Annotated in this window: 8 protein-coding genes; 3 read left to right on the forward strand and 5 right to left on the reverse strand. The window is 58.3% G+C overall.

The window, feature by feature from the left end; all coding sequences use genetic code 11:
- Positions 1-24: 24 nt before the first annotated feature.
- The 3 genes from KO492_RS11105 to KO492_RS11115 all read right to left on the reverse strand — a co-directional run bounded on the left by KO492_RS11105 (position 25) and on the right by KO492_RS11115 (position 3,408).
- Entirely contained in the window at positions 25-1,623 is a 1,599-nt protein-coding gene (locus KO492_RS11105; RefSeq protein WP_303578288.1) for a polysialyltransferase family glycosyltransferase, read from the reverse strand.
- On the reverse strand, positions 1,620-2,579 hold the full coding sequence (locus KO492_RS11110; protein WP_216045015.1) for a glycosyltransferase family 2 protein: 960 nt from the start codon (positions 2,577-2,579) through the stop codon (positions 1,620-1,622). The genes KO492_RS11105 and KO492_RS11110 overlap by 4 nt, the downstream gene beginning before the upstream one ends.
- A gap of 121 nt (positions 2,580-2,700) precedes the next feature.
- Positions 2,701-3,408 carry a sulfotransferase family 2 domain-containing protein gene (locus tag KO492_RS11115; protein ID WP_216045016.1) on the reverse strand — a complete coding sequence of 236 codons (708 nt, stop codon included), beginning with the start codon at positions 3,406-3,408 and terminating at the stop codon, positions 2,701-2,703.
- Positions 3,409-3,783: 375 nt separating this feature from the next.
- Between KO492_RS11115 and KO492_RS11120 the strand changes: the two genes are divergently transcribed.
- Genes KO492_RS11120 through KO492_RS11130 form a run of 3 tightly spaced genes read left to right on the forward strand, consistent with a single transcriptional unit; the run spans position 3,784 to position 6,555 of the window.
- On the forward strand, positions 3,784-4,770 hold the full coding sequence (locus tag KO492_RS11120; RefSeq protein ID WP_216045017.1) for a TRAP transporter substrate-binding protein: 987 nt from the start codon (positions 3,784-3,786) through the stop codon (positions 4,768-4,770).
- A gap of 1 nt (position 4,771) precedes the next feature.
- The gene (locus tag KO492_RS11125; RefSeq protein WP_216045018.1) at positions 4,772-5,311 is read left to right on the forward strand and encodes a TRAP transporter small permease; all 540 of its coding nucleotides are present in this window, start codon (positions 4,772-4,774) and stop codon (positions 5,309-5,311) included.
- Positions 5,308-6,555 (forward strand): TRAP transporter large permease, encoded by a 1,248-nt coding sequence (locus KO492_RS11130; protein WP_216045019.1) that lies wholly within the window; start codon positions 5,308-5,310, stop codon positions 6,553-6,555. The genes KO492_RS11125 and KO492_RS11130 overlap by 4 nt, the downstream gene beginning before the upstream one ends.
- A gap of 110 nt (positions 6,556-6,665) precedes the next feature.
- Here the strand turns inward: KO492_RS11130 and KO492_RS11135 are convergent, their stop codons facing one another.
- Both KO492_RS11135 and KO492_RS11140 read right to left on the reverse strand, forming a co-directional pair.
- Positions 6,666-7,676 carry a GDP-mannose 4,6-dehydratase gene (locus KO492_RS11135; RefSeq protein WP_216045020.1) on the reverse strand — a complete coding sequence of 337 codons (1,011 nt, stop codon included), beginning with the start codon at positions 7,674-7,676 and terminating at the stop codon, positions 6,666-6,668.
- An 11-nt stretch (positions 7,677-7,687) separates the two neighbouring features.
- The coding region (locus KO492_RS11140; protein ID WP_289847581.1) for a UDP binding domain-containing protein at positions 7,688-8,341 on the reverse strand (654 nt) is incomplete at its 5' end.

Below are 8,341 nucleotides of genomic sequence, written 5' to 3' on the forward strand. Positions count from 1 at the left end.
CCCCCCCCCCCCCCCCCCTTACCGCTAGGTGCGTCGCAGGCGTCCGAGAAACGTGCTTTTGACCTTCCGCGGCCTGTCATCGGACGCGGGGGCCGCCTCTTGTGGCGTATCCTCGGCCGCCTGTTTGAGCGCATCAAGGTCCTGCCGCGCGCGCTTTGCAATGATCTTGTTAAGCTCGGAAAGATGCGCCGCAGCCTTTTCCAGAACCTCGACATGCAAAGACGACGTGGGCGTCTTTTGGTAGGCTTCCAGACTGATCTCGAAAGCCATGTCATAGTCTTTCGCCTTGAGCGCCAGACGCGCCCGATCAATCGCCCGAAGACGCTCTGGCGTCTGTGTGGTCGCCTCCCAGGATTTACCGGCCAGCGCCGCCTGCTCCATCGACAGAGAGTTCTCCGGCGTATAGCCAAAGAGCTTTCGCCGCGCCGTGCGCTCGAACCTGTCCTCGCGGGTCATCGGAAGACCGAGCAGCTTGAGCAGGGCACTGTTGTCCGGCACCAGCGTCTTAGGCTGCATCGAGGCCGCCAACATATCCACTTTGGCCTGCACCTCTTCGGCGCGCAGGGGATAATGCGTCTCGCGCCCCTCCAAATCCGGATACATCAGGGCGGACAACATCACCGGCACGCGGTTGCTGTTTTCCCAAGGCTGCAACCGGTCAAAAAACGCTTCGGTTCGGAAATGATAGGCCTCGATCCCGAACATGGCATGGGCCATCGCCATCCCCGTTGAAAAGACCGACGCCACAAAGGCCGGACGGCTTTGCAACAAGAGCGTTTCGAGGGAATGCGACGAGGTAATCACGGTCACGTCGAGCGCGGCAAGCGCAGGGGCCTGAACCAACTGGTGCAGCATCCCTTCCGAGAAACTGGGATGCGGTTTGAAGGCCACACGTTTGGACCCCGCGCGCGCGGCACAGGCCACCAAACCGTCAGCATAAAGGGCGATTTCCTCTTCGGCACTCATAAGGTCAAGCGCGGAGAGGTATTGACCGAGGAACAAGGGCCGCCCCTGAAGATCGACACCGCCGTCCTGCGCCCCGTCCGCATCCATAGCCTCGAAGGTGTCCCGCAGCCCCTCCATCCCCAGAGGGTGCAATTCGACTCCGGCCTCTCTGAGCAAAGGCGGCGTCACACCGGGCAGGAGGTCGGGGTAGAAGAGTCCCTTGATCCGCGACAAAACAGTCGCAGGGAACCGGCTCCGGCTTGGGCTGAAAGTCATCAGCCCATCGGAACAGATATTGATACGCGCACGGTTGAAAACCTTCATCAATGTGTTCGAAGGCGGAATGATCGGAGAATCTACATAAAGCTCAGTGACTTCCGATGCGCCAAACGCATAGAGTAGAATGCTTTGCAATCCGAGCAGGTCCAACTCCGTGCCTGGGGCCGACCATGATCGGGGGTGAACCGGTGCCAAAAGCACATTGAGATCTATGACCTTCTGAAAGGTCTCATTTACAAGGCTGTGCGCGCTCAATATCCGGAAAAAATCGTGTGAAGCCTCCGGACTATTGGACAGGTCCGAAATCAGGAGAACCTTATCCTGATCCTCATGCCGGCCTTGCAGAGCATGGAGCAAAACACGCAAGGCGAAAGGTGTGGATGCTGCGCATAAAATCATGCCGTGACCTCCTCGATAAGTTTCGCGCGTGCTTTATCGAACTGCTTGAGCGCGACGCCCAAATCCCGCTCCGGCAATGAGGACAACAAAAACCTGACCTGTGTCCGGAAACTTTGGTGCAAAGCCGGATCAAGACGATCGATATTCTTGAGGTGATAGGCCGTCACAGCCAGCACTTGCCGGAGAAATTTGGGGACATAGGCTTGCTCCCCGCAAGACATCACAAAGGTTGCCGTCTCAAGCAGGGCGGGAATGATATCAAGCTGTCTCCTGTCACCAATTTGCGTCAAGCTGCTACCACTACCTCTGCGGTAAAATATCTGGCTCTCTTCAGCGACGAGGCATTTCTTTACCAGCACCTGCCGCTCCCAGACAAACTTGCGGTCCTCCGCCGTCTGCAGGGGCAAAAATCGCATCTCATTGCGGTTCAGAAACTCCGTGGAATACAGGCCCGCCCACGCATGAGGCTGATCGACAAGCGTGGACCTGTCGTCCGGCAAAATGCCCAGCTTCGGGTCAAAAGGTGCGTCACACAGGGGAAAGGCCGCACGCACCAGAACGCGCCGGACACCGTGGCACTCGATATAATGCGAGCGGACAAAATCCAGATCAGGGAAATCGGAAAACCGTCTGACGAGGTTTTTATAATAACTCGCCCCGACCCAGTCATCACCATCGATAAAGGTCATCAAAGGGGTGCCGACGTCATCCATTGCCGCATTGCGCGCACGTCCCAAACCGACATTTTTCTCCATCGGCATAAAGCGCACCGTTTTCCAACGATCCGCGAATTGCGTCATGATCTGTGGCGTCTGGTCCGTCGATGCATCATCCACCAGAAGGAGCGACATCCCTTCGGCCAGAGAGGGCTCAAGCGATCTGAGCGTGTCTCCAAGGGTTGTTTCAGCGTTGAATGCCGGCAGAACAACCGTCACGTCTGCAAGAGTAAATACCATTCTAAAACTGCCTCAAAACTGCCGTGTCAGGTTTCATGGGGCCAAAGGCGCAAGGGACGCCTGCGGTGTTTTTCCGTGAAAGAGGTTTCATGCCTCACGTGCCCCCGGTCTGCGCCCTGTTTCATTCATCTTTCGTCAACTCACGCGGGTAGAACAGCTTGAAGTCCTGTTCGTAGCGCTCCCTGATGAGCTTGAGCGTCGGGGCCGGAATGCTGTCCGTAGGGTCAAAGCCATCCTTCTGTCGCGCGTTGACATGGCGCAGCGGACCAAGACCCACGCCACGAATGGAGGTTTCAAAGCGCACATGATCCCAGTCGGCCTCCATACATTCCACACGCCCGACAAAATGCGGAAGGAGTCGCCCCTCGCAGGTCAGGATCGACGCCTGTGACCGCACATGGATATCGGCCTTTTCATCCGGCGCGTCATAGACCTTTTGCACAAAGCTCGGAAAATCCATGCCCAGTTCGACACCCATCTTCTTGAACGCGCGCGCGAGCGTCGTGTTCTCGATGATCTTGTTGTTCCAACAGGAATAGAGCCGCGTGACCGGATGGCGGACAAAGGTGAACAGCCACGCATCATCGCGATCCGTGCGCTCGAAGAACTCCTCATGCGTCAGGTTCACCGCCTGCGTTTCGTCCTGCTCCGCCCAGAACTTGTCCTGATTTGGCCGCTGTCCCTTTTTGCCGGTCAGCTGAAAGGTTTTCGCCAACTGAAACCGGATGGAGGAATTGGCCGCCTTCGGAATGCGGAAATACCCGAGCTTTTGCTGGGGGAGCCAGATCAGGTGATGATCGGCATAGGAGAATCTCAGTATTTTATTCAAGAGGTTGTCTTTGATGCGTGAGGCCATGCCGGATATATGATCCGTAAAGGTTAACTATTCGTTAAACCCCAACACCGATATCGAGCGAAACCGCCCCGCGCGACGCCTCACCTCCGACCAAACGCCCGCATCTCCGCAAGGCCCGCGCCTTGCCCCGCCACAAACCCCTGTGCGAAAAGCACACAAGCGGTATGCGGGCCGCAGGTTTCCGGCTGACGGCTTGCATCTTCACCATATTTTCAGCCATATGCGCAATAAATCTGCAATCCGGAGAACTTTGCCGCAGCTATATAAGGCCAGACGGGACTCTTGGGATTGTTTGTTGAAACGGGCGCATCTTGGACGCCCTTATCTGAACTGTCTGGGAGGACGTTTATGAATACCTTTTTGAAAGCAACTGCACTGGCAGCTGCAACCCTGAGTGCAAGCGCGCTGTCTCTGGCGGCAGAAATTGATCCGGTCAATCTGCGCCTCGCCCATGTTGTGAACGAACAGGACGGTTTCCACGCCGCCGCCGTGAAGTTTCAGGAACTGGTCGCGGAACGCTCCGACGGTGCCATCACAGTCGAGATTTTCCCGAACGCCACATTGGGTGACGAACGCACCCTGCTTGAGGGTATGCAGATCGGCACCGTGGACATGGGCGTGATCACCAACGGTCCGGTTTCGAACTTCCTCGAAGATATGGCCGTTTTCGAAATGCCGTTCCTCTTCCCCTCCCCCGAAGCGGCCTATAGCGTTCTCGACGGTGAAATCGGTCAGGAGCTTCTGGGTCGCCTCGAAGAGGTCAACCTCAAAGGTCTCGCCTATGCAGAGCGCGGCTTTCGCAACCTCACCAACTCCAAACGCCCCGTGGCCACGCCCGACGATCTCGACGGCCTGCGCATCCGCGTGATGGAAAACCCCGTCTATATCGACACCTTCCGCGAACTGGGCGCCGACGCCGTACCGATGGCATGGACCGAAGCCCTCACCGGCATGCAGCAGGGCACCATCGACGGTCAGGAAAATCCGGTCGGCGTGGTCTATTCCTTCAAGCTGAACGAAACCCAGACCAACATGACCATGACGCGCCACAGCTATGCACCGGCGATCTTCGTGATGGGCATGCCGAAATGGAACCAGCTTTCCGAAGACGCCCAAGAGATCATTGCCGACGCTGCACAAGAGGCCGCCGAATACGAGCGCGCGCTCAATGCCGCGCAAGAAGGCGAACAGCTTGAAGAGCTGAAAGCCGCGGGCATGAACGTGATCGAAGATGCAGACCTCTCCACATTCTCCGACGCCGTTCAACCGGTCTACGCGAAATATGGCGAGAAATTCGGTGACTACCTGCCGCGCATCCAAGAGGCATTGAAATAAGATGCTGAGCTGGCTGGCGTGGCTTGACAGAAAGGTGGGGGCACTGCTCAAACCCGTGGTTTTCGCGGGGATGGCGGGTCTGACGGCGGTGATCACGCTACAGATCGTGTCGCGGGTGCTCTTCACCTCCGTGAGCTGGACAGAGGAGGTTGCACGCTTCCTGTTGATCTGGATCACCTTTCTGGGGGCTGCGCTGGCCTATCAACAGGGGCGGCATATCGCGGTCACGGTGTTGCGTGACAGCCTGCCGCCCGTGTTGGGCCGGATCGTTTCCGGCGTGGCGACCCTTGTTGCCATCGCGTTTCTTGTGACGCTGGCCAAGATCGGCTGGCAATACATGAACATGCAGAGTTTCCAGAAATCTCCCTCGCTCCGCCTGAGCATGACCTATGTCTATGCCGTCATGCCGCTGTCCGCGCTGCTGATGGCGGGGCTCTCCGTGATCGACCTGATCCGCCTTCTGGCCGGTGCGCCGCTCCGTGAGACCCATGTGGAGATCGACAACGATCTGGAGCAGGAATTGCAGGGAGATCCCTCATGAGTCTCGTTCTCGCCGGTCTTTTCGTGCTCTTTCTGCTCATGGGCATCCCCGTCGCCATTGTGATCGGGGCGGCCACCATGAGCGCGCTCAACCTGTCCGGCGTGCCGCTGATGGTCGTGCCGCAACAGATGTTCTCCGGCATCAATTCCTTTGCGCTTGTCGCCGTGCCGATGTTCGTTCTGGCCGGTGATGTCATGGCGCAGGGCGAGATTTCCAAACGTCTCGTGGCCTTTGCCGACAGTATGTTCGGCTTTATCAAAGGCGGGCTGTCCATCGTCTCGGTGCTGGCGGGCATGTTCTTTGCCGCGATCTCCGGTTCGGGCGCCGCGACCACCGCCGCCGTGGGCGCAAGCCTTGTGCCCGAACTCAAGCGCAAGGGCTATGACCCCGCCTCCGCCGCCTCTCTGATTGCCGCCTCGGGCACCATCGGCGTGGTGATCCCGCCCTCCGTGCCCATGATCATCTACGCGGTGATTGCACAGGAATCGGTGCGCGATCTGTTCCTCAACGGCTTTATCCCCGGCATTGCGATGGGCGTCGGCCTGATCTTTGTCGCCCTGCTGCAAGGCCACCGCCGCGCCTATCCGCGCGGCACGGCCCTGAGCCTCAAAACCATTGGTCGCACCTTTCTGTCGGCCAGCTGGGGGCTGATGGCTCCGCTCATTATTCTCGGCGGCATTTTCTCCGGCATTTTCACCCCCTCCGAAGCGGCGGTGATTGCGGTGGATTACGCCATTCTCGTCTCCCTGTTCATCTATCGCGACCTGACGCTGAAACAGCTTTACCGGATCATCATCCGCGCGGGCGTGACCACCTCTGTCATCATGTTCGTGATCGCAGCCTCGTCGGTTCTGAGCTGGACCTTGTCGAGCTGGCAGGTGCCGAACCAGATCGCCAGTGCCGCGCTGTCGCTCTCGTCCAACACCTATGTGCTCCTGCTGCTGGTGATGGCGGTGATCCTTGTGGCTGGCGTCTTTCTGGAGACCGCCTCCGCGCTCATCATCCTGACGCCAATGCTCCTGCCGCTGGCAGCACAGCTTGGCATTGGCACGGTGCATTTCGGCATCATCATCGTGGTCGGTCTGGCCATCGGCATGGTCACGCCGCCGGTGGCGATCAACCTCTTTGTCGCCTCAACCACGGCACGGCTTCCCATTGAGAAGATCACCCGCGCGGTCCTGCCCTATCTCGCGGTGCTGCTCTTCGTCTATCTGATGATCGCCTTCGTGCCGCTGTTTATCTAAATCGTGGCGAACGTTTCGCTTTAAGAGACACCCCACAAGAAAACGGCCCCCGACATGCGTCCTTTGAAAGAGCATGTCGGAGGCCGCAAAACCCTGCGAGAGGCCAGACCTCAGGCGTTGTAATACTGCCGATACCAGCGCACGAAATTGGCCACGCCTTCGGGCACCGCCGTTTGCGGCGCATAGCCCGTGAGCCGTTTGAGCAAGGATGCATCGGCCCATGTTGCGGGCACATCCCCCGCCTGCATCGGCATCAGGTTGCGCTCGGCCTTTTTGCCGGTGGCGTTTTCAATCGCTTCGATAAAATCAACCAGTTGCACAGCATCATTGTTGCCGATGTTCACCACACGGTAAGGGGCCACAGGGGACAGGCTGTCGCCCTCCTCCACCTCTCCGTTTTCGGGCCGCACAGGCACCGCGTCGATCAACAGGCGGATGGCGTGAACGAGGTCTTCGACATAGGTGAAGTCGCGTTTCATATCGCCGTAATTATACACGTCGATCGGCTTGTCTTCGAGGATCGCCTTGGTGAACTTGAACAGCGCCATATCCGGCCGCCCCCACGGGCCATAAACCGTGAAGAAGCGGAACATGGTGATCGGAAGATCAAAGAGATGAGCATAGCTGTGCGCCATATTCTCGGTCGATTTCTTTGTCGCCGCATAGAACGACATCTGGTGATCGGCCTTGACCGTCTCCTGATAAGGCATGTCGGTGTTCGCGCCATAAGCCGAGGAGGTCGAGGCCAGCAGCATGTGCTTGGGCGGATAGGCCCGCGCCGCTTCGAGCAATTCAAACGTGCCGACGATATTGCTCTCAAGATAGGAGCGCGGGTTCTCGATGGAGTAGCGCACCCCCGCTTGGGCTGCGAGGTGGATCACGGCGTCGGGCTTTTCCTCTTCGAAAAGCGACATCAACAGGCCGGGTGTTTCGACCTTGTCATGCACTGATCGGTAATTCTCATAGGCCAGAAGCGTGTCCTCGCGCCGCGCTTTGAGCGCCACGTCGTAATAGTCGGACATGCAATCCAGCCCGATGACGCGCCAGCCCTCTTCGAGCAGTTTGCGGCAGACGAAAGAGCCAATAAATCCGGCGGCACCGGTGACAAGAGCTGTGGGCATGGGTCTTTTCCTCAATCAGCGTGGAACAGGTCGCGGGTGAAGATCTTCTCCGGCACGTCCGAGATATCATCTGTCACACGGTTGGCGACGATCACATCGGCCTCGGCCTTGAACGCATCAAGATCATTGACCACCCGCGAGCCGAAGAAATCCGGCTCCGTCATCACCGGTTCATAGACGATCACCTCGATGCCCTTGGCCTTCACACGTTTCATGATGCCTTGGATCGAAGACTGGCGGAAGTTGTCGGAGCCCGCCTTCATCACCAGACGATAGACGCCGACCACTTTGGGGCCTTTCGCGATGATCTGGTCGGAGAGAAAATCCTTGCGGGTGCGGTTGGCATCCACGATGGCACGAATGAGGTTTTGCGGCACCTCGGAGTAGTTCGCCAGCAACTGCTTGGTGTCTTTCGGCAGGCAATACCCGCCGTAGCCGAAGGACGGGTTGTTGTAGTGATCGCCAATCCGCGGGTCCAGACCGATGCCGTCGATGATCTGGCGCGTATCCATCCCACCGGCCATCGCATAGCTGTCCAATTCGTTGAAAAACGCCACGCGCATGGCAAGATAGGTGTTGGCAAAGAGCTTGACCGCCTCGGCCTCGTCCGCATCGGTGAACAGCACCGGCGCGTCCTTTTCCACCGCCCCTTCGAGCAGCAGATC

This window comes from Celeribacter halophilus (genome assembly GCF_018860305.1).
Lineage (GTDB): Bacteria > Pseudomonadota > Alphaproteobacteria > Rhodobacterales > Rhodobacteraceae > Celeribacter > Celeribacter halophilus_A.